This window comes from Cryobacterium sp. Hh7, assembly GCF_004403155.1.
In the GTDB taxonomy this organism is placed as follows: Bacteria; Actinomycetota; Actinomycetes; order Actinomycetales; family Microbacteriaceae; genus Cryobacterium; species Cryobacterium levicorallinum.
The window spans coordinates 1-20080 of the sequence record NZ_SOHG01000053.1 but is presented as its reverse complement, the minus strand read 5'-3'; the positions used below and the strand labels follow the sequence as shown (position 1 = coordinate 20080).

Below are 20080 nucleotides of genomic sequence, written 5' to 3'. Positions count from 1 at the left end.
TCGCTGACGGTACGGGAGATAAAGCACGTACTTAGGTAACCTAGCTAGGTATATTAGGAAACCTACTCCAAATCGACGTTCAGAGGTAGTAGTGATTCATCCGTAGATTTCTTCAGCTGTTGCAGCCGACTCGATCGGTCCACAGAAGCACCACACCTCAGCATGTGGTTAAGAGAAATAGAGCACAAATGAACTCTCTCGAAGACGTTGACGTTGTGGTGCTTGGTGCGGGACTGGCCGGGCTCAGCCTGGCGGCCCGGCTGGCGCGCGCGCCAGCCGGGCCGCGCGTTGTCGTCGTCGAACCGCGCACCGCGTACCAGGACGACCGCAGCTGGTGCTTTTGGCAGCAAGAACAACACGAACTCTCGCACTTGGTTTCCCAACGCTGGCCGACGTGGACCTTTACTGATGCCGCAGGTAGCGCGGTTCGGCACGAGGTTCCGGCATTGTCATACCAGTACATTCGTGGCATCGACTTCTATTCCAGCGCGCAGACCGACATCGCTCAGTCGCCGCGTGTAGACCTGCGTCTCGGCGTACGCGCCGAAATGGTGAGCGCGGTGCCGGACGGTGTGCGGGTCGAAACCAGTGGCGGCACACTGCTGGCCCGTCAGGTGATCGATACGCGACCACGGCCCGCTGCGGCGATGCTCTATCAAAGTTTTGTGGGCGTTGAATTCGAGTGTGACGGGCCGCATCCGTTCGACCCGACCGAGGTGACATTGATGGGGTCGCTTGCCGCCAATGAGGAAGGCCTGAGCTTCGTTTACGCGCTGCCATTGGGTCCGAACCGGGCCATCGTGGAGTGGACCCGCTTCGGCACAACGCCGATCAAACGGGAACTTCTGGCCGGTGAGTTGGACCACGTTTTAACGGGCCTGGGTCTGGATGACGTTCGTCGGGTGCGCACCGAGGGTGGGGTGCTGGCCATGGGACGGGGCCGTCAGACCGCGCCGGAGATACCCGGGGTGGTGCTTGCCGGAAATGCGGGCGGTGCCTTGCGAGCCGCCTCAGGCTATGGATTCTTGCGCATTCAACGGTGGGCGCAAGTGTGCACGGATCGCCTCCTGGCGGGGCGGGAAGCGGTGGGGCATCCCGAAGAACCGTGGCTGCGTCGCACCTTCGACCGCATCTTTCTCCAGGCCGTTCGCGCGCATCCGGAACGTACTGCAGAGTATTTTCTCGCTCTGGCCCGCGGTGTGCCGCCGGCCACCCTGGTGCGTTTCCTCAGTGACGGCGCCCGGGCCGCAGACTATGCCAAAATCATATTCAGCCTGCCCTGGAGCCCGTTTATCGCCCAGGTAGCCGCACCCACAGCCTTCACGGCTGCATCGGCTGCACAGGCCTTACTCGTCGCCACGCCCACTGGGACCGTGTGCTCGGGCGAGACACAATGATGGAGCAGGTCGCCGCGCCCCGAGTCGGTACCGCCCGCGCAACGGCCCGGATCCGCCACGTCCCCATTGAAACGGTGGTGTTCTCCGGTCTGGCGCTGACCACGCTGGCCATGCTCGAGTTCGGCCTGCCGATGCTCTCACCTACGTTTCAGGTCGTACTTCTCGGCGTGCTCGTCGCCGTGCTGGGTCTGCCGCACGGTGCCCTCGATCCATTGATCGCGCGTCGCGCCGGCGTCTGGCGCACCCCGCTGGGTTTTGCTGCGTTCAACGCGGTATACCTCGTGATTGTGGTCGGTGTCGTGCTGCTCTGGCTGGTCGCCCCGGTGCTGAGCTTGGTTGCGTTCCTGATCGTGTCGGCGCTGCATTTCGGGTCTGATTGGAACGCTGATCGTGGGTTGTGGCTACGCTTTCTCGCCGGATTCGGACTGCTGAGCGTACCGGCCTTCTCACATCCGGATCAGGTGGGCGCTGCCTACGTGGTGCTTGCCGGTGCCGACGGCGCGATGGTGTCGGACGTGCAGGCAGGACTGGCACCGCTCGCTCTGGCCGGGCTGCTGGTGGCGGCCGTCGCCGCCATGCGGCATCGGCCGCATGAGAGCGTGGAAATCGTGCTCACGTCGGTACTCGCATTGGCCTGCGAACCGCTGGTGTTCTTTTTGGTGTATTTCTGTGCGCTGCACAGCTTTCGGCATTTGAGGGCGGGGTTCGCCGAAGAACGTGGCGGAGGGCGACTACCGCCCCTGATCGTGGTCGTGTATACCGTGGTGCCGATCCTCGCGGCCGGTGCTTTGCTGTTCGTCATCGGCCCCAGCGGAGATATGCCGGAGCAGATTCTGCAAGTGCTGTTCATCGGCCTGGCCGGCCTCACCGTGCCGCACATGATCGTGGTCACCCACGAAAAGCGGCACCAAAAGAAGTTGATGGCCCTGCCCGGGTGAGCTGTTCGGACGCGACCGTCAGCCCTCGAGAACCTGGCCCGCTTCGACATTCCAGTGCCGGTCGGTGCGCACGTTGGCCAGCATGCGCCGGTCGTGGGTGACCAGAAGCAGCGTGCCTTCATAACTGTCGAGCGCCTGTTCCAGTTGCTCAATCGCCGCGAGGTCGAGGTGGTTGGTCGGCTCGTCGAGCACGAGCAGGTTCACGCCGCGCGCCTGCAGCAGCGCTAGCCCGGCCCGGGTGCGCTCCCCCGGCGACAGATCGTCGACCGGGCGGTTCACATGGTCGGCTTTCAGGCCGAACTTAGCCAGCAGGGTGCGCACTTCGGCCGGGGACAGATCGGGTACGAGTAGCTCGAAACTCGCGGCCAGGGGCCGGGCGCCGGCCAGGAGCGCCCGGGCCTGATCGATCTCGCCGACTGCGACACTCGGGCCGAGGTGAGCGCTGCCGGCATCCGCTTTCTGACGTCCCAGCAGAGCGCGCAGCAGGGTGGACTTGCCGGCGCCGTTCGGGCCGGTGATGCCGATGCGTTCTCCGCCGTTGATCTGCAGGGATACCGGGCCGAGCACGAAGTCGCCCTGCCGGAATTCGGCGTTATTGAGGGTGGCCACGACGGCGCTCGAGCGCGGGGCGGCGCCGATGGTGAACTCGAGCTGCCATTCCTTGCGGGGTTCCTCGACTTCTTCCATGCGCGCAATACGGCTCTCCATCTGCCGTACCTTCTGGCCCTGCTTCTCGCTCGATTCGACCGAAGCCTTGCGGCGGATCTTGTCGTTGTCCGGTGCCTTCTTCATGGCATTGCGCACGCCCTGGCTCGACCATTCCCGCTGAGTTCTGGCCCGCCCGACAAGGTCGGCTTTCTTGGCGGCGAACTCGTCGTAGTTCTCACGGTTGTGCCGGCGCGCGGTTTCGCGTTCCTCGAGGTAGGAGTCGTAGCCGCCGCCGAACACCCGGTTCGCGCCCTGCGCGAGGTCGAGTTCGAGCACCCGGGTGACGCAGCGGGCGAGGAATTCGCGGTCGTGGCTGACCAGTACGACGCCGCCGCGCAGCCCGGTGACGAAGGTTTCCAGGCGTTCGAGCCCGTCGAGGTCGAGATCATTCGTCGGCTCATCGAGCAGCACGATGTCAAAGCGAGAGAGCAGCAGGGCGGCCAGGCCAACCCGGGCAGCCTGGCCGCCGGAAAGCGCGGTCATCAGGCTATCGGCGGTGAGTGTCCTGCCGAGGGTGAGGCCGAGGTCGGCGAGCACGATCGGCAGCCGCTCGTCGAGGTCGGCGGCACCGCTGGCCAGCCAACGCTCGAGCGCGCTCGAATAGGCGTCGGCCGGGTCGATCCCTCCGGCGCGCGGCTGAGCGGCTCCGAGAGCGGATGCCGCGGCATCCATTTCGCGGGTCGCCTCGGCGCAGCCTGTGCGCCGGCCGATGTAGCCGGCGATGGTTTCCCCGGGCACCCGTTCGTGTTCCTGCGGGAGCGCGCCGACGAAGGCATCCGCTGGGCTGAGCGCGATGGTGCCGGCTTGCGGCTCGGTAAGCCCCGCCAGCAGGTTCAACAGGGTGGATTTGCCCGCGCCGTTGGCGCCGACCACGCCGATCACATCACCGGGGGCGACGGTCAGGTCGAGCGATTCAAAGAGGGTGCGGTGCGCGTAGCCGCCGGCCAGGCCCTTGGCCACGAGTGTTCCGGTCATTACCCAATGTTCTCATTGCCGCAGGCGTAGGGCGACCGGCTCAGATCGAGTGGGTGCGACGGAGGGTCAGCACGCTGTCCACGAGGGTGGCGACCTGGCCGTCCGGGCCGATGGCTTCCCGCTCAACAGCAGCTTTGGTGACAATCTCCCAGTGCTCGGCGAGCAGCTCGAGCGAGGCGAGCACGTCGTCGGCGGTCGGCAACGGAACGCCGTCTGGCTTGTGCTTCGACCACGGCGGAAACTGGGCGTGGCCCACGACGAGCAGCACGCCGCCGGGGGCGACCGTTGCGGCGGCGCGGCGCAGGATGACCTCGCGGGGCAGCTCGACCGGTGATTGCAGAAAGTGTGCCGTGACGAGGTCGAACGGGCCGTCCGGCTGCCAGGTGGCCAGGTCGGCGGCGATCCAGCGGATGCGTTCCGCGAGGCCAGCCCCTTCGGCGGCGGCCTGGCCGCGGGCGAGCGCAGTCGGGGAGATGTCGACGGCGGTGACGGACCATCCGTTTTGGGCAAGCCAGAGGGCGTCGCCACCCTCTCCGCTGCCGAGGTCGAGCGCCGTGCCCGGCGCGAGGCCGGCGGCCTCGCGTTCGAGCGCCGCGTTCGCGCGTCCGCTCCAGGCACGGTCGCTCTCGCGATAGCGGTTTTCCCAGAAGGTTGCGGGATCCTGTGAAGGCTCGTCGTGCAGTGCGGCAGTGTGCTCGCCGGGATTCGTCATGATCCCACGATGCCCGGTGTGGCGGCACGGCGCAACTTTCGCGGCCGGCGTCGATCAGACCGGTCGGCCGCTCGGTAGAGTGAGCCTCGCGAGCACTCGAGTCGCACGCCCGACGGTGCGACCAACTGGGGGAACAGACTGTGAAGCACGCCAGCACACGCGCGACGACCTCGTCACCCGCACCGAACCTACAGCAGCGCGTCGTGCGAGTGCTCATCGCCGGGCAGATTCTGGGCGGTATCGGCATGGGAGCAACCCTGTCGCTGGGCGCGCTACTCGCCGCCGAGCTGTCGGGGTCCAGCGCCTGGTCGGGCATGGCCGCCACCATGAGCACCCTCGGGGCCGCGATCGTGGCCGTTCCGCTCGCCCGCCTGGCGCAGGCGCGCGGGCGTCGCGTGTCGCTCGCGACCGGTTCGCTTATGGCCGGCGCGGGTGCGGTGCTCGCGATCATGTCGGTGTCCGTCGACAACTTCCCCTTGCTACTGCTGGCCCTGATGCTGCTCGGCGCCGGCTCAGCAACGAACCTCCAGGCCCGCTTTGCAGCGACCGACCTGGCCAGCCAGCGCTTTCGAGCGCGGGACCTGTCCATCGTGGTCTGGTCCACCACCATTGGCGCCGTGCTCGGCCCGAACCTGTTCGGACCGGGCGAGGCGCTCGGTGCCACCCTCGGGCTTCCGGCGATGACCGGGGCGTTCGCCTTTTCGCTCGGCGCCACGGTCGCCGCCGCCTTCGTCTACGCGCTTGGGCTGCGACCCGACCCGCTGCTGACCGCGCTGGCGGCGCGCACGACAAGCGTGGGCATCCGTCGGGCCAGGGGCGGTCTGGCTATTCTGCGCGGCAACACAGCGGCCAGGTATGCCGTTGTCGTGATCGCGCTCAGCCACGCGACCATGGTGGCCCTGATGTCCATGGCGCCGGTGCACCTGCGGGACCACGGCGCGACCCTGACCATCGTCGGGCTGACGATAAGCCTGCATGTGGCCGGCATGTACGCCCTCTCCCCGGCGTTCGGGGCGCTCGCCGACCGGTTCGGCCGGCTTCGGGTGATCCTCGGCGGGCAGGCCCTGCTGCTCGGGGCGCTGGGAGCGGCCTGGCTCAGTGACGGGTCGCAGGGCACGATGACGGTAAGTCTGGTGCTGTTGGGCTTGGGCTGGTCGGCATCCGTTGTCGCCGGCTCTGCGCTCGTCGCCGAGGCCGTCGAGATCGAGGATCGATCTTCGCTGCAGGGCTTCTCCGACCTCTCGATGAACGCGGCCGGAGCTCTCGGCGGCGCAATTGCCGGGCCGATCCTGGCGCTGGCCGGCTACTCCGGACTCGGACTGTGTGCCATGGCACTCGTCGCCGTCGTGGTCGTCTGGTCTGTGATTCGCCTGCGTGCCACACACCGCCAGTAAGCGGATGCCGTAGCCCTGCTACGAGTCGGTGACGGTGATACCGAAGGTTTTTAGCTTGCGGTAGAGGGAGGACCGGGCTATTCCCAGGGACTCGGCCGCGCGCATCCGATTGCCGTCGGCTTTGTGCAGGGCACCGACAATGAGGTCACGCTCCCCCGCTTCGATCGCCGACAACAGGCGCGGTGCACCGCCGTGGCAGTAGGCAGGCAGGTCTTCGGCCTGGATGGCGCCGACCGGTCGCGTGAGCAGGGCGGTGTCGAGCGCTTCTTCGAGCTGACGAATATTGCCCGGCCACGGATAGCGGGAGATCACCCGCATCGCTCCGGCGCTCACAGTGGCCGGACGTAAACCGGCCCGTCGCGCGAGCACCCGGGTGACGATGTCGGGCAGGTCTCCCTGGCGGTGCCGCAGCGGCGCAACCGTGACCGAGGTTGTGAAGTGCTGCAGTAGGGCCGTGTACGGGCGGGCAGCGGCCAGGTCAGCCTGAAGATCGGGTTGCGACACGGTGACGGCCAGGCCGCCAGCACCGGCTTCGCGGGTCACCAGAAACGCCTCGAGTTCGGCCGTCGCTGCCTCGGTGAACCGATCGATATTGCGAAAGATGTACAGCGTTGGCCGGGCCAGGGCGCTGATCAGGTCGTTATTAATGGCCGAGTGCACGCCGTGCTGATTGAGCTGCTCGGCACCGAATACGACGCTTCGACCCAGCGGAACAATCTGGCGATATAGTTCGGCGAGCAGCGACACCTTGCCGCCGCCGGCTTCCCCCAGCACGAGCAGGGGCGCGCCGGCGGTGAGCGCGGTGACCACTCCGCTCGAGGCGCGTTTGCCGAGCAAGGATTCCGCATCGTGCAGAATCGCCGAAGAGTCAGCAGGAATGGGTTTCTTCAACCGGTGTCTCCGCAGCGGCAGGGTCAGTCTCGATGCGGGCACCGGTACCGGTGCGGGCTCGGAGACGATTTCGACCACCACAACGATGCCGGCGACGTCCGGGCCCATCACGACACGTTTGCCCCGAACATGCACGACCTTGCCCGAGGACAGCTCGATCTGGTCGACCGGCTGACCAGGAGAAATCATCAGATAGCGAGCGTGCTCTTGAATGGTCCACTGTTCATCGGGAGAAAACGAACTTTGCGCGACCGCGTTGCCCATCACCACGGTGCCGCCGATGGCCATGACGGCGCCCCGGTTGCGGGAATCCACCCGCACATACTCCTCAAACAGTGCCTGCTGTCGCTGACTGCGATCGGCGAGCAGGTTGCGCTCAATCTCATGGGCGGCCGACCGCACCAGGGAATGCATGAGCGGGCTGGCATCTTCGATGAGGCAGCTGATATCCAGCACCCCCTCCACCCGCCCGGTGATCGGGTCCCGAATGGGACTCCCGGCGCAGGCGAATGGCTGCAGGTGCTCGAGAAAATGCTCGGGCCCCACGATGTACAACGGCTGACCCGACTCGAGCACGGTGCCGATTCCGTTGGTTCCGACGCTCGCCTCGGCGTAGTTGAAGCCGGGCGCCAGCGACACGTCATCGAGCAGGGTTCCGATGGTCTTGTCGGTTTCGGAACGACTCAGAATTCGTGCCTTGTAGTCGGTGAGTACGATCGACAGCGGCATTTCGGCCATCTCATCGCTCAGCCGGGCGATGACCGGTTCCGAGCAGCGCATCAGACGGCCGGTCAGATCGAGGTCGTTGTGAAACACTGCCTGAGAAGTGGATGCATCCACTCCCGCTGAGAAGGAACGCTGCCAGGAGGCGGCCACCACGCCAGGAACCGATTGGGTTTCCGCGTGTCCGAATCGCAGAAAATCGGCGCGCGCAGCCGCTATCTTGATTCGCCGATCGGCGACTCTGTGCATATCGACTCCCTTGTGGACTCTGCAAGCATGCCCGCTGCGACCCCGCGAGCGCTAGTCGTGCGGTGTCCCAATCTGGGACACGCTCTACCTCGGACGCGGGGTCATTCTTGGTGACGTGGCTCCCCGAGGGCCTCGATCACTCACCACAAACCGCAAAGGAGCGCTCATGGAACGATTGATCAACATTGACAATGGTGGAACCCTCACCGACATTGTTGTCGCCAGTGGCACGGATTTCACGTTCACCAAGACCCTCACCACTCCGGTCGACCTGTCCCAGTGTCTCTTCGACGCGATGACAAAGGCATCCGCTCTACTGTTCGGCGAAGCGAATCTAGCCGACCTGCTGCATTCAACCCAGCACATCCGCTATTCATCGACCCAGGGCACCAACGCGCTGGTGCAGCGCAAGGGGCCCAAGATCGGGCTCATCACCGACGATCCCACCCTGCCGGACTCGCTCGGCCACTCGGACGACACCGCCGCGTTGTTCACCGACCTGATCGGTGCCCGGATCGGCATCATCACGGCCGACGGCAGTCCCGAAGAACTCTCCCGCCAGCTCGTCGCCGAGATCAACCGACTGACCACCGCCGGAGCGGAGCGTCTCGTCGTCGCCGGCCTGAGCGCCGAACGCGAACACCTGTTCAAGCGCACCATGCTCAAGAACTTTCCCCGACACCTGCTCGGTTCGGTGCCGATTCTGTTCTCCCGCGAGTTCGCCTCTGATACCTCCCGCCAGCGTCAGGTTTGGTCCGGCATCCTCAACTCCTTTCTGCACCCCACGGTCGAGCGTTTTCTGTACAGCGCCGAACACCGGCTGCGCGCCTACAAGGTGAAGAACCCGCTGCTGATCTACCGCAACGACGGCGCTTCCTCCCGCGTGGCCAAGTCGGTCGCGCTCAAGACCTACTCCTCCGGACCGCGCGGCGGCCTCGAGGGCACCCGTGCCCTGGCCGAGGCGTACGGGCTCGACAACGTGCTCATGATCGATGTCGGCGGCACCACAACGGATGTCGGCGCCGTCGCCAATTCCACGATCACCGTCGACCGGCGCGGATCGATCCAGGGCGTCGACATCTCCTACGAGATGAGCGATGTGCGCTCGACCGGAGTCGGCGGCAGCTCGATCATTGCCGTGCACGACGGCGAGATCACCGTCGGGCCGGAAAGCGTCGGGGCAGCCCCCGGACCGGCCTGCTTCGGTTTCGGTGGCACGCAGGCCACGATCACCGACGTCAACCTGCTGCTCGGCGTGCTCGACCCCGCCACCTATCTGAACGGCGAGATGGCCCTCGACGCCGAACGGTCGCGCGCTGTCATCACCAAGACCGTCGCCGACCCGCTCGGAATCAGCCTCGACCAGGCCCTGATTCGCATGGAAGCCAGCTATTCCCGCCACCTGGCGCGGGCCTTCGCCGACCTCGTGAGCGCGACGGGCGACACGACGGTCGCCGCGTTCGGTGGCGGCGGACCGATGAACGCCTGCGCCGCCGCACGCATTGCCGGCGTGCACAACGTGCTCGTGCCCCGGCTCGCCGCGGTGTTCTCGGCCTACGGAATCAGCTTCTCCGACATCGCCCAGTCCTACGAAACGAGTGTCACCGGGTTCTCGGAGGCCGAGATCACCGCGGTGCGCACGTCGATGCAAGCGGATGCCGGCAAGGACATGTTCCAGGAAGGGCACGACCTGAGCGAGTGCGAACTCGACTGGTCGACCATTGTCGAAGACGGCGAAGAGATTCTCTCGCTCAAGGCCACCTTCCGGCTGCCGCACCCGACCATCGACAGCGGGGTACCCGCTGCGGCGAGCGCCGCCGTGGCCGCCGGAACCCGGCAGGTGCGCTCCACGCCCACCCAGATCGACAGCGTCTCGGTCTACCAACTCGACGACCAGAAGCCCGGCGCCACGGCGGCCGGACCGGCCATCGTCGAGGGACCGTTCTTCACCGCGCGCGTGCCGCTCGGCTGGACCCTGACGGTCTCCACGGCTGGCGACCTGCAGCTCGCCGACACGCTTTAGCCCACTTTTTTGTTTCCCCAGGAAGGTACAAACACAATGCGCGTTCCCATGACCGAATACCTGCTCATCGACCTCGATACGGAGCGGTGGATCTGCCGCGTCTGCGCCCATGACTTCGGCGACGCCCGCGGCAACTACAAGGAAGGAACTCTGGTCTACGACCGGGACCCGCGGGAGATTCACCCCCCGGTGATCGACCCGGAAAAGTACGAGTTCACGTTCTCCCCGGACCCGACCTTCTGCCGCATCCTGGAGTTCTACTGCCCCACCTGCGGCACCCAGATCGAGGCCGAATACCTGCCGCCGGGGCATCCGCCGACCGTCGACATGCTCTGGGATATCGATTCCCTGCGCGAAAAGTGGGAAGCCCACGGCGGCAACCCCGAGGAGGTCGTCAACTACGGCCCCGGCGAGAACGCCGAGACCGACCTCAGCGCCCGGTTTGATTCCGTGTCCGCACATTCCCACTCGCACGCCGACAACTCCGAAGGGCACTGACCGTGAAACGCATATCCGTAGACATCGGCGGCACATTCAGCGACTGCTTCTTCGTCTGGGACGACGTGTACATCGAATCCAAGGCGCTCACCACCCACCACAACCTCGCCCTCGGTTTCAACGAAGCCCTCGACCGGGCCTGCGAGCGCGCCGGCATCAGCCGCGAAACCGCGCTCAAGGAGGTCGACTCGGTGCGCTACGCCACCACCCTCGGCACCAACGCCCTGATCGAGGGTAAGGGGCCGCGGGTCGCGGCGATCGTCACCCACGGGTTCGAGGACACCATCCCGCTCTCCCGTGGCCGCGGCTACGGCGAAGGACTCGACGGGGTCAAGCAGGGCGATATGCCCGATGCCCAGCGACCAGACCCGCTTGTGCCGCGCCGCCTCATCCGCTCGGTTAAAGAACGGATCGACTCGGTCGGCGAGGTACTGGTGCCCCTGATGTACGACGACGTGCGCACCCAGGTGCGCGAACTCGTCGACAACGGCGCAGAGGCCATCGTTATCGCGTTGACCAACGCGACCGAGAACTCGGTGCACGAGGATCGCATTCTCGAGATCATTCTCGACGAGTACCCCACGCACGAGCTCGGGTCGATTCCGGTGCTGCTGAGCAGCCAGGTCTCGGGCCGCAAGGGCGAATACGTGCGGGCAATGGCCACCGTCGTCGATGCTTTTTTGCACCAGACAATGTTTCATGCACTCAATCAGCTCTCCAACAACCTGCGTGACTCGGGTTATGAGAAGCCGATGCTCGTTATTCACAATTCGGGCGGCATGGCGCAGCCCAATTCCACGGATGCCTTACAAACGATTCACTCCGGACCGATCGCCGGCGTCGGCGCGGCACAGCACCTGTCGGAATCCACCGGGCTCGGCGACGTCGTGTCGATGGACATGGGCGGCACCTCGTTCGACATCGGATTGGTGCCGGAGGGTGGTGTGCGGCACTACGACTTCCAGCCCACCATTGGACGTTGGATGGTCTCGGCGCCGATGATCCACCTGAACACCCTCGGTGCTGGCGGCGGCTCGATCGCGGCCTACAACCGCATCCACCACGCCATACAGATCGGGCCGGAGTCGGCCGGAAGCGACCCAGGTCCGGCCTGCTACGACCGTGGCGGCTTGCGCCCCACTGTTACCGACGCCGACCTCGTGCTCGGCTATCTCGACCCGGACAACTACGCCAACGGGCACATTAAGCTCAACAAGAAGCGGTCGATCTACGTGATCGACGAGACGCTCAGCGACGAGCTCGATCTGGACGCGGTCGAGGTGGCCAAGGTCATCAAGAAGACCGTCGATGAGCAGATGGCGATTGGCATCGAGAAGGAGCTGCGCTCGCGCGGCGGCCTGATCGAGGACTACACGATGCTCGCCTACGGTGGCAACGGCCCCCTGCACGCCTGTGGCATCGCGGCGAGCGCCGGCATCAGCCGCATCCTGTTTCCACCCTTCGCGTCGGTGTTCTCGGCGCTCGGCGCCGGCAATATGCGCCCGCTGCACATTCACGAACGCAGCGCCTACGTCGTGCTCTACGAAGCGATCAAGCGCAGCCTGTACAACCAGTACGACGCGCTCAACGGGTACATCGAGGAGCTCGAAGCCAAGGGTGCCGAAGACCTCGTGCGCCAGGGCTACGACCGTGCCGACGTGCGCTACCGACTCGAAATGGACATGCGCTACGGCAACCAGCTCGTCACCACCGCCGTCGCCTTCGACATCAACCGGGTCAACGGGGTCGCCGATGTGCTGCACCTGATCAAGACGTTCTCCGAGATCTTTGGCGAGCGGTACGGCGAGGGAACCCAGGCACCGGAGGCAGGCATCCGGGTGCAGACGATTCGGGTCGCATCGTTCATCGAGGGCGAAGTCATTCAGTTCGAGTCGATCAAAATCGGCGGCGAGAAGACCAAACCGGCCCCCGTGTCGCACCGGTCGGTGCACTTCACGAGCATCGTCGGCGCGGTGGACACCCCTGTCTACGACGCTGAGGCGCTCAAACACGAGTACGTGATTCACGGGCCGGCGATCGTGACGACCGAGAACACCACGTACCTGGTCGAGCCGGGCTGGCGCCTGGAGCCGACCCTGCAGGGGGCGGTATGGCTGCTCAGCGACTGACCACTTTTTCTGTAGCTAACGCAAGCAAAGGAGCTTGAACACCATGACACTGACAACTGACCAGTTTGTACCCACCAGCGGAAACGACGACGACGCAGCCCAGCTACTGACCGACCAGGAACAGCAGTGGGTCGACAAATTCATGGACGAAACCACCCTCTTTCTCGGACCAGACCCGGCCATCATGCGCCACCACGAGATCATGCCCCGCACCGCCTATGAGGAGGAGTGCATCGCGAACGGCATCAACCCGCTCGAGATCGACCGCATCCGCAAGCGCCTGGCCGGCGCCCTCGACGAGGCGTTTGAAATGTGCGAGAGCATGGGCGCAGCGCCCGGCGCCAAGTGGGCGGACCTGTCCTGTGCCGTCTACACCGCCGAGGGCGACGTGACGTACCTCTCCAACCGCGGTGTGATCGCGTTCTCTGCGGTGCTGCACCACCCCATCCGCTACATCATGAAGAACTGGAAGGACGAACCCACCGTTGGCATCAACGAGGGTGATGGTTTCTTCCACAACGACTCGCGTTTCGGCATGGTGCACAACACCGACCAGTCGATGCTAGTGCCGGTGATTCGCGGCGGCATCATCATCGCTTGGGTCGGCGCCACCATCCACGAGGGCGAAAACGGCGCCTGCGAGCCGGGCGGCATGCCGAGCGGCTCGGAGACACCGTTCGACGACGGCCTGCGCGCCTCGCCGATCAAGATCGTGGAAAAGGGCCACCTGCGCCGCGACCTGCTCACCTTCCTGCAGCACTCGACGCGCGACCCGAAGCTCATGCTCGCCGACATCAAGGTGAAGATGGGCGCCGTCAAGCGCATTATGGACACCGTCGACCGCCTGATCGACGAGGTCGGCCAGGAAACGTTCGTGGCCTCCCTGCGAGTCACCGTCGAGGACGTCGAAACCGAGGTACGCCGCCGCATCGGCGAGCTTCCCGACGGCACGGTCACCTTCAATCAGTTCGTCGACTCGACGCTGAAGGAAAACATCCTGATCAAGTTCGCCTGCAAGATCACCATCAAGGGCGAACGCATGATCGTGGACCTCACCGGCACCGGCCCCGAGATTCTCAACCGCGCCATCAATTCGCCGCTCGCCTCAACGAAGTCGTTCATGGCCCAGGCCATCCTGTCGTACTGGTGGCCCGACCTGCCCCGCTCGACCGGTGCGCTGTCGCCGATCGAAGTAATCACCGAGGAACACAGCTGGGCGGATGCCGGCTACGACGCTCCCGTCGGGCAGTCGCTGCAGGCATCCTTCCGCGGTTTTTCGGCCCTGCAGACGGCCTTTGCCAAGATGCAGTTCTCCTCACCACAGAAGTACTCCAACGTCGTTGCCCCCTGGTTTAACCAGATCAACGACTTTCTCTGGGGCGGCACCACGCAAAATGGTGAGCAGGTCGGCAACCTGTGCGCCGACCTCAACGGCATGGGCGGCGGCGCGAAGGCCTTTCGCGACGGTGAAGACGCCGTCGCCCCGCTATTCTGCGCGATGGCCGACATCGGCGAGCAGGAAGTCATGGAAGAAGAGGTTCCGTTCCTGCAGCTCGTGAGCAAGCGTCTCGTTCGCGACAACCAGGGCTTCGGCAAGTTTCGCGGTGGCATGGGCTACGAGATGATCGTCGCCTCCCGCGGCACCCCGAGCTGGGGTTTCATGACCGTGACGAGCGGGTCGAAGTTTTCCTCCGTACCCGGCATGTTCGGCGGCTACGGGTGCCCGGTCTACCCGCTCGCGATGGTGAAGAACGTCAATATCTACGACATCATCCAGAAGGACCCGTCGCAGTTCAACCTCTCGATGGAGCGCGTGATGAACGAGCAGCCATTCGAGGGCGGCGACTACCAGTCCGCCCACATGGGGCTGCAGTTCGACGTGGCGAAGGAGGGCGAGCTCTACATGATCGCCCAGGGCGCGGGCGGCGGCTACGGCGATGTGCTCGAGCGCGACCCGGAGCTCGTGGTCACCGACCTCGAACTCGACCGGATCAGTGCCCACACCGCGTCGACCATGTACGGCGTGGTCTGGGAACCGGAGACCTACGTGGTGCACGAGCAGGCCACCATCGAGTTGCGCGCGAAGATGCGCCAGGACCGCATCAATCGCGGCACTCCCTACAAGGAATTCATCAAGGATTTCGTGAAGGAAGAGCCGCCGGCTGACCTGCTGTACTTCGGTTCCTGGGGTCAGGACGACGACGAAAACCTGATTGCCACCCACTGGGGCGGACTCGAGCCGGAGCGCGTCAAGGGCAAGCTCGAGGATCTGCCGCTCATCATGGTTCCCGATCGTCGGGTGCTCAAGATCAGCAAGCTCGAGGCGCGCGTGCGCGAACTAGAGCAGAAGTACGGCGAAGTGGCCCTGCACAAGTCCTAATTTTCACCAGCTGACCCGGGCTGCGGGACCGTCTCCTTACGGTCCCGCAGCCCGGGTCGATTTTCTTGATTGATCGATGGGAGACACCGTGACCGTTTCATTGAATGACCTGCTGGCCGAGCCAACGTCGGGCCGCCGTCGCGCGGTCGTGCTGGACAGCCACGAATATGCCCAATCCGTTTTTCTGCAGGGCAAGCCGGTGCCGTGGCAGGAGCCGATGGCCTTCGCGAACTTCTTCGGCCAGGTGCAGGGCGTGCTGAAGTCCGACCTGGCCCTGCTCAGCCTCGACCGGTTCTACGCCCAGCGGGTCGCCGCCGACCCTGCGCTTCAGGCAGCGATGGGCGCCAAAACCCGCACCGGCTATGCCCTGCGTACCCTGCTCGGTGATGCCGAGACGACGGCGTACGTGATTGAACTGGCCACCCTCTTCAGCCAGACCCAGCGGGTACCGGTCGTGCTGCAGATTCCGTCGCCGATGCAGTGGCTGGCGCTCACGCATCCATTTTCGGGGTCGAACGATGTGTCCGGGCTCGACGCCGACAACGCCGAAAACGCGTCAATGTATGTTGCCGACTGGCTGCGCGGGTTCGCCGCGCTGCCGCTGATCGCTGTGCTGCTCGACGACCGCGGCCCGGCTGTCGGCGGGGTACCTTTGTCGACCTATTCTCCAGTCGCCAACGTGACCGACCATTACCGGTGGGCGCTCGGCCAGCGACACGACGACCACGTCGAGCTGCACGGCAGCCAGCTGAGCGGAGCGGTGATCGGCGCGGAGTTCTGGTCGTCCGACTCCGGCACGCTGCTGCCCGACGGCGATTTTCTGGTGGGCGAGGTGCCGCGCCAAGCGGTTCCCGAGCAGGTGCTGAGCCGTATTACGGCGCTGGACTAGGCGGCGTCTTTGTCGGGTGAGGCATCAGACATCCGTTGTCACCTCGATGTCATAGGCCCAGGGTGCAATGGGGGCCCGGCCGAGCAGACGTTCGCTCGGCCGGGCCCCGATGACGTTCGCCCTATTTCACGACGTCCGCGGGCTTGATCGACAGAGACAATTCCCCGGCGTCCTCGACGGACAGTTCCGCGAGCGCCAATGCCGGGTCGTCGGCAAAGGAATTCATCCGCGCAATCTGGAAGATAATGAGCCCATCGACCGTCTTCGCCAGAATGTCGGCTATCGAGTATCCGAGTTGCTTGCCGACCCAGGCGTCTCCACCGCTCACACCGATGGCCGGAAGCAGGTACGCGATCGGATAGACACCCCAGGTCAGAATTTTGCTGTGAGAAACGGCGCCCAGATTGTGCACCACCACAGGGACAAAGTGTGACCGGCACTTACCGGGGCCCTGGCCTGATACGGCGCGGGTCCAGGCTGGCTGTGGTCAGGCAGAGCGACGGCGGCCTACGGCTGCTTCCTGCTCGAGCGGGGTGGCCGCGGCCAGTGGAACGTTGAGAAAGTCGACTACCGGTTGAAACGCCCGAAACCGTTCAATGACCAGGTCGGTGAAATTCTCTTCGAGCGCAACGTCGCCGGGCAGGTGGCCGACCAGTGCCCAGCTGCGATTGAGCAATAGGTCAGCCGCCGGATGGTCGACCGGGAAGCCGCGCGGCGGGCGGATGAGCTTGTCGCCGCCGAACGGTTGCGCCAGTTGTGTGAGCGCGGGCGTGGCGAGCAGAGAGCGCAGCTCTCCGTGGTGGTCGAGCACGTAGTCGCGGAGGGCCCGTAGCTGCGGCGGCTGCGGGCTGTAGGCACCGCCGGCCACCATGACGCTGCGCACACCCACCTGCAGAAAGTATCCGGCTCCCCCGGCCTTCTCCAATCCACGGGGTGGCCAGTGGGCAGCGAGATGAGTCTTGTACGGCGACTTGTCGTTCGAGAATCGAACGTCACGATAGATGCGCATCATGGCCTTGTTCGGCGGGCGCACACACTCGGCCGCGAAGTCGCCCAACGCAAGGTTGATTCGCTCGATGACCGCAAGCATCCGTTCTTTCAACTCGTGCTCGTAAATCGCTTTGTGCTCCTGGAACCAGTCGCGTTCGTTGCGATGCTCGAGTTCGTCGAGAAAGTCGAATGTCCGTTCGTTGAAGTGAGGGCCCACCACGCGAGACTACGCCTTCGCGGCTGCCTTAGCGGCGCGCTTGGTCTCGCGCACGCGAGTGAGCGATTCGGGGTCGACAATGTCGGCCACCGATCGGTATGACCCTTCCTCCCCATAGGGAGCGGATGCTTCGCGCCAGCCGGCCGCGTCGACTCCGAGTCGCTTACCGAGGAGTGCGAGAAAAATCCTCGCTTTCTGTTCGCTAAACCCGGGCAGTGACTTCAGTCGACGGAAGATTTCCTTGCCGTCGGGATCTCCCTCCGTCCAGATCGAGGCGGTGCAGCCGTTCCAGTTGCTCATGATGGCCCCGGCCACCGATTGGGTACGCGCCGCCATCGAACCCGGGTAGCGGTGCACGGCCGGTGACGCGCGGAACATCTCGGCGAAGGCCTCCGTGTCGAAGTCGGCGATCACTTTCGGATCGAGGGTGCCGATCCGTTCGCGAATCTTGGCCGGACCGGCAAAAGCCGTTTCCATCGCAACCTGCTGGTCGAGCAGCATTCCGATGAGCAGCGCGAACGGATTCTCGCTGAGGAGGGCGTCGGAGGTGTCATCGCCGGTGATGTGCAGCGTCGTCATGGGAATCAGTCTGCCACCGCCACCCTGTGCAGCCGACCCGGTACGGGCCGGCTCACGGCGGACGGGGCTATCGGCGCCCACGCAGCGCCCGACGGAGTACTGTGCTCGCCCCGGTCGCCCACAGTGCCCACAGCACGAGAAGCGGCTGGAACAACAGTCGGATGAAGCGGCTTTGGTCGGTGTCGAGGCCGAACGCGTCGGTCTTCGTCAGGTACTGCGAGATGTTTCCGGGGAAGATGGCGATGAAGAAGGCCGCAACCACGAATCCGACCAGCACACGCTGCTTCGCGGCGACGAGGAGGGCCACGCCGAGGGCGATCTCCACCACCCCGGAGCCGAGCACGACGAGGTCGTCGTTCAGCGGTACCCACTCCGGCACCTGTGCCTGGAAATCGTCACGCGCGACCGTGAGGTGGGTGGTACCGGCACCGGCCAGGACTAGCCCGAGCGCGATCCGTGCCGCCGTGCGTGGGATCGACCCGGTGCGGGAGGTACGGGATCTCTGCTTGGCCGTCTCAGTCATGCCAGAACGCTAACACTCGACGCAGTCAACCGACGCAATTCCATCGGACGAGCGGCCGCTCGGATGGCGGTGGACTTCTTTTTGGGGCACTGCGTCCACGCGCAGACCGCGCCGAGCCTCACTTCGGCGTGCAGTCTGGCTGACCATCGTGCGACGGGGCAACGAGTTCGCTACTCCCGGCCGTCCTCGAGCGGGATGAGCATGGTGCGGAACGGACCGGCAACGGCGTGGAGGTCCCAGATGCGATCAGCGACGCCATCGATGCCGTTGGCAAGCTGAAGCTGAGGGATGCCGCCGGGGATCACCAGTTGGTTAACCCGGATACCGTCACCCTCCAGGGCATCGTGCAGCATCTCGCCGTAGGCGCTCTCGGCCGGGAATGCGATCGACGTGCCGGCGAAGCCGGCGCGCGCCTGCACCGAGGTTCCACCGTTGATCAGGATGATGCTGCCGCTTCCTGCCAGACGCATTCCCGGCAGCACCGTGCGCACGGCGTGGATGAGCCCGAGGGCCGAGAACTGCAATGCCTCCAGCGCCAACTCAGGAGTCATCTCCAGCACCGGCTTCAGGTAGTCGCGCGACGGGAGCGGACTGTACTGCAGCGCAGTAATGGGCCCGAGCTCTGCCGCGGCACGTGCAAGGGCAGCTTCGAGCGACGCGGGCGTGCGGACATCCGCAGCGTAACCACTCGCGGTGAAGCCGGCATCGGTCAGCTCGGCTGCCATAGCGTCCAGCTTCGCCTGGTTCCTGGATATCAGGGCAAGCGAGAAGCCCTCGCGCCCGAACCGGCGCGCAACCGCTGCGCCGAGTCCCGGTCCGGCTCCGATGATGGCGATGACAGGCACGATGGTCTCCTTCGATTGATGCTCTCGTGACGAATATCGCAAGAAACTTGAGCCTAAGCGTTAAACCTGAACTCGACCACGTTCCAACGGCTGCCTGCATGAAGTCCGGAGACTGCGGCACGCGCATTCAGGGATGCATTGACGCGATGACTAGTCCGACGTCGCACTGGTACGGGGCCCGTCTTTCGAACAGCCGCCCCAGTTGGGCGAAGTCTCGCGCCCCCAACGCATTGTGCGCAACGACCCGAATCGAAGAATCTGTCACGCGACCTTCAGCGGTGTGATCGATGCAACCCTGTCCCGCAGCGCCCGGCGCTCGCGACGCAACTCATAGTTGGACTGCAGGTTCATCCAGAACTCTTCCGAGGTTCCGAAGTACCGCGCCAGGCGGATCGCCGTGTCGGCCGTAATGCCCCGCTTGCCGTGCACGATCTCATTGATCCGGCGCGGCGGCACCCCAATGCTGACCGCGAGCTTGTTCTGCGTGATCCCGAATCCATCGATGAAGTCCTCCATCAGGATCTCTCCCGGATGGATCGGCTCGATCGAGTCGTTCTCAGTGGTAGTCGACGAGTTCGACATGGTCTGCTCCTCCTTCTCTCCAGACGAAGCAGATGCGCCGCTGGACGTTCACCCGGATGCTGTACTGACCTCGACGGTCCCCGACCAGCTGTTCCAAACGATTGTCCGGAGGGATCCGAAGGTCCTCAAGATCCTTGGCCGCATTGACCAACTCGAGTTTCCGCAGGGTCGCTCGCTGCACCGCGCGGTCGACACCCTTGACGTACTGCTCATGCCAGATCTTTCCAGTGTCCTTGCTACCGAACGACCTGATCACACGATCAGTCTATAACGCATCGCGTCAATAACGCTATACGTTAAACCTGAACTCCACCGGATTCCATGACAAAGCAACCTCACGCCTAGGAGCGTGGGTCAGTAGTACCAAAGTTTAAAACGCCGGTCGATTTCCCGTGCTTGGGGTGTTGGTCTGGGAAAATTGATTATGAGCGATTCTGA

General features: G+C 64.8%; 18 protein-coding genes. 8 read left to right on the top strand and 10 right to left on the bottom strand.

Annotated features, from left to right (window positions below; all coding sequences use genetic code 11):
* The first annotated feature begins 188 nt into the window (after positions 1–188).
* The gene (locus E3T43_RS14290; protein WP_134472928.1) at positions 189–1397 is read left to right on the top strand and encodes a lycopene cyclase family protein; all 1209 of its coding nucleotides are present in this window, start codon (positions 189–191) and stop codon (positions 1395–1397) included.
* Positions 1394–2335 carry a Brp/Blh family beta-carotene 15,15'-dioxygenase gene (locus E3T43_RS14285; protein WP_134472927.1) on the top strand — a complete coding sequence of 314 codons (942 nt, stop codon included), beginning with the start codon at positions 1394–1396 and terminating at the stop codon, positions 2333–2335. The genes E3T43_RS14290 and E3T43_RS14285 overlap by 4 nt, the downstream gene beginning before the upstream one ends.
* A gap of 18 nt (positions 2336–2353) precedes the next feature.
* On the opposite strand, the gene E3T43_RS14280 is transcribed toward E3T43_RS14285, so the two are convergent.
* Both E3T43_RS14280 and E3T43_RS14275 read right to left on the bottom strand, forming a co-directional pair.
* Positions 2354–4018, bottom strand: a complete 1665-nt coding sequence (locus E3T43_RS14280) for an ABC-F family ATP-binding cassette domain-containing protein (protein ID WP_134472926.1) — start codon at positions 4016–4018, stop codon at positions 2354–2356.
* Positions 4019–4058: 40 nt separating this feature from the next.
* On the bottom strand, positions 4059–4730 hold the full coding sequence (locus tag E3T43_RS14275) for a bifunctional 2-polyprenyl-6-hydroxyphenol methylase/3-demethylubiquinol 3-O-methyltransferase UbiG (protein WP_134472925.1): 672 nt from the start codon (positions 4728–4730) through the stop codon (positions 4059–4061).
* 140 nt (positions 4731–4870) lie between these two features.
* Here E3T43_RS14275 and E3T43_RS14270 point away from each other — a divergent pair, with 140 nt between their 5' ends.
* Entirely contained in the window at positions 4871–6124 is a 1254-nt protein-coding gene (locus tag E3T43_RS14270) for an MFS transporter (RefSeq protein ID WP_241979008.1), read from the top strand.
* Between the two features lie 18 nt (positions 6125–6142).
* Here E3T43_RS14270 and E3T43_RS14265 read toward each other — a convergent pair whose 3' ends face one another.
* The gene (locus tag E3T43_RS14265; RefSeq protein WP_134472924.1) at positions 6143–7987 is read right to left on the bottom strand and encodes a sigma-54-dependent Fis family transcriptional regulator; all 1845 of its coding nucleotides are present in this window, start codon (positions 7985–7987) and stop codon (positions 6143–6145) included.
* A 166-nt stretch (positions 7988–8153) separates the two neighbouring features.
* Here E3T43_RS14265 and E3T43_RS14260 point away from each other — a divergent pair, with 166 nt between their 5' ends.
* From E3T43_RS14260 to E3T43_RS14240, 5 genes are all read left to right on the top strand, one after another.
* Complete coding sequence (locus E3T43_RS14260) at positions 8154–10010, top strand: hydantoinase/oxoprolinase family protein (RefSeq protein WP_134472923.1); 1857 nt, start codon at positions 8154–8156, stop codon at positions 10008–10010.
* Between the two features lie 48 nt (positions 10011–10058).
* Positions 10059–10508, top strand: a complete 450-nt coding sequence (locus E3T43_RS14255) for an acetone carboxylase subunit gamma (RefSeq protein WP_241979007.1) — start codon at positions 10059–10061, stop codon at positions 10506–10508.
* A 2-nt stretch (positions 10509–10510) separates the two neighbouring features.
* Positions 10511–12637: a hydantoinase/oxoprolinase family protein gene (locus E3T43_RS14250; RefSeq protein ID WP_134472922.1), complete on the top strand. Its 2127-nt coding sequence runs from the start codon at positions 10511–10513 to the stop codon at positions 12635–12637.
* Between the two features lie 43 nt (positions 12638–12680).
* Positions 12681–15017 (top strand): hydantoinase B/oxoprolinase family protein, encoded by a 2337-nt coding sequence (locus tag E3T43_RS14245; protein WP_134441505.1) that lies wholly within the window; start codon positions 12681–12683, stop codon positions 15015–15017.
* Positions 15018–15105: 88 nt separating this feature from the next.
* A complete protein-coding gene (locus E3T43_RS14240; protein ID WP_134441507.1) occupies positions 15106–15906 on the top strand; it encodes a hypothetical protein in 801 nt (266 codons plus the stop codon).
* Positions 15907–16027: 121 nt separating this feature from the next.
* On the opposite strand, the gene E3T43_RS14235 is transcribed toward E3T43_RS14240, so the two are convergent.
* From E3T43_RS14235 to E3T43_RS14205, 7 genes are all read right to left on the bottom strand, one after another.
* Complete coding sequence (locus tag E3T43_RS14235; RefSeq protein ID WP_134472921.1) at positions 16028–16324, bottom strand: bacteriorhodopsin; 297 nt, start codon at positions 16322–16324, stop codon at positions 16028–16030.
* A gap of 69 nt (positions 16325–16393) precedes the next feature.
* Positions 16394–17116: a DUF2461 domain-containing protein gene (locus tag E3T43_RS14230; RefSeq protein ID WP_134472920.1), complete on the bottom strand. Its 723-nt coding sequence runs from the start codon at positions 17114–17116 to the stop codon at positions 16394–16396.
* Positions 17117–17122: 6 nt separating this feature from the next.
* Entirely contained in the window at positions 17123–17692 is a 570-nt protein-coding gene (locus E3T43_RS14225; protein ID WP_134472919.1) for an HhH-GPD-type base excision DNA repair protein, read from the bottom strand.
* Between the two features lie 67 nt (positions 17693–17759).
* Positions 17760–18215, bottom strand: a complete 456-nt coding sequence (locus tag E3T43_RS14220) for a hypothetical protein (RefSeq protein ID WP_134472918.1) — start codon at positions 18213–18215, stop codon at positions 17760–17762.
* 170 nt (positions 18216–18385) lie between these two features.
* The gene (locus tag E3T43_RS14215; protein WP_134472917.1) at positions 18386–19060 is read right to left on the bottom strand and encodes an SDR family oxidoreductase; all 675 of its coding nucleotides are present in this window, start codon (positions 19058–19060) and stop codon (positions 18386–18388) included.
* Positions 19061–19321: 261 nt separating this feature from the next.
* On the bottom strand, positions 19322–19642 hold the full coding sequence (locus tag E3T43_RS14210; RefSeq protein WP_134472916.1) for a HigA family addiction module antitoxin: 321 nt from the start codon (positions 19640–19642) through the stop codon (positions 19322–19324).
* Positions 19617–19898 carry a type II toxin-antitoxin system RelE/ParE family toxin gene (locus E3T43_RS14205; RefSeq protein ID WP_134472915.1) on the bottom strand — a complete coding sequence of 94 codons (282 nt, stop codon included), beginning with the start codon at positions 19896–19898 and terminating at the stop codon, positions 19617–19619. The genes E3T43_RS14210 and E3T43_RS14205 overlap by 26 nt, the downstream gene beginning before the upstream one ends.
* Positions 19899–20080 lie beyond the last annotated feature (182 nt).

Excerpts from the sequence above, each read along its gene's own strand:
- E3T43_RS14285 (WP_134472927.1), top strand. The coding sequence starts at position 1,394 with ATGATGGAGCAGGTCGCCGCGCCCCGAGTCGGTACCGCCCGCGCAACG.
- E3T43_RS14290 (WP_134472928.1), top strand. The coding sequence starts at position 189 with ATGAACTCTCTCGAAGACGTTGACGTTGTGGTGCTTGGTGCGGGACTG.
- E3T43_RS14265 (WP_134472924.1), bottom strand. The coding sequence starts at position 7,987 with ATGCACAGAGTCGCCGATCGGCGAATCAAGATAGCGGCTGCGCGCGCC.
- E3T43_RS14245 (WP_134441505.1), top strand. The coding sequence starts at position 12,681 with ATGACACTGACAACTGACCAGTTTGTACCCACCAGCGGAAACGACGAC.
- E3T43_RS14260 (WP_134472923.1), top strand. The coding sequence starts at position 8,154 with ATGGAACGATTGATCAACATTGACAATGGTGGAACCCTCACCGACATT.
- E3T43_RS14275 (WP_134472925.1), bottom strand. The coding sequence starts at position 4,730 with ATGACGAATCCCGGCGAGCACACTGCCGCACTGCACGACGAGCCTTCA.
- E3T43_RS14210 (WP_134472916.1), bottom strand. The coding sequence starts at position 19,642 with ATGTCGAACTCGTCGACTACCACTGAGAACGACTCGATCGAGCCGATC.
- E3T43_RS14255 (WP_241979007.1), top strand. The coding sequence starts at position 10,059 with ATGACCGAATACCTGCTCATCGACCTCGATACGGAGCGGTGGATCTGC.
- E3T43_RS14220 (WP_134472918.1), bottom strand. The coding sequence starts at position 18,215 with ATGACTGAGACGGCCAAGCAGAGATCCCGTACCTCCCGCACCGGGTCG.
- E3T43_RS14225 (WP_134472919.1), bottom strand. The coding sequence starts at position 17,692 with ATGACGACGCTGCACATCACCGGCGATGACACCTCCGACGCCCTCCTC.
- E3T43_RS14280 (WP_134472926.1), bottom strand. The coding sequence starts at position 4,018 with ATGACCGGAACACTCGTGGCCAAGGGCCTGGCCGGCGGCTACGCGCAC.